Source organism: Collinsella sp. TM04-29, assembly GCF_003466565.1.
GTDB lineage: Bacteria > Actinomycetota > Coriobacteriia > Coriobacteriales > Coriobacteriaceae > Collinsella.
Map to the genome: position 1 here is coordinate 1 of NZ_QSPW01000016.1, position 588 is coordinate 588.

At 61.2% G+C, this 588-nt stretch carries 1 tRNA gene; it reads left to right on the forward strand.

The window, feature by feature from the left end:
• Positions 1-146: 146 nt before the first annotated feature.
• A tRNA-Ile gene (locus DXD39_RS10050) sits at positions 147-222 on the forward strand.
• The last annotated feature ends 366 nt before the right edge of the window (positions 223-588 follow it).

Sequence of the window (588 nt, forward strand, 5' to 3'; positions counted from 1 at the left end):
CACAAGGTCAAAGGCGGCACCATGATCCTCCTGGTCGACAAGATCGTGCGTTGAACGGGTGCCGCGAGCATGGTAGTATTTCACGACGTGGTGCAACGCTTCTCTACACGGAAGTCCTCCATTACCTTTGCAACCACTAATCATAAGGGCTCTTGGCGCAACGGTTAGCGCAGGGGACTCATAATCCCTGGGTTCTGGGTTCGAATCCCGGAGGGCCCACCAGGTTTTTCAACAGACCAGGCAATATGTCTGGTCTGTTTTCTTTTTCATCGCAGTGGTTTTCACTTACAAATAGCCTGCCTACTCACTTCCGGGCGCCCTCGGTCGGCTGCGCGCGACGCTGCCGCACGGAACCGGCCCATCTACTACGTTTAGCCCCGACCCCTCGACCATACCCCGTATTTCGCGAAAACCGCAGGCCGTCTACCTGCGGATTTATTTTTGCCCGAGACGTCATGGTCGGGGGATGTGGGCCAAACGTAGTAGATGGCCCGGTTCCGTGGCGTGAGGTCCCCGGGGGCGGCCGGGCGGGTGCCGGGAAGGAGGGCGGCGGCCACGCCGCCGCCCGCGGGGCGCGCCCCGCGGGCA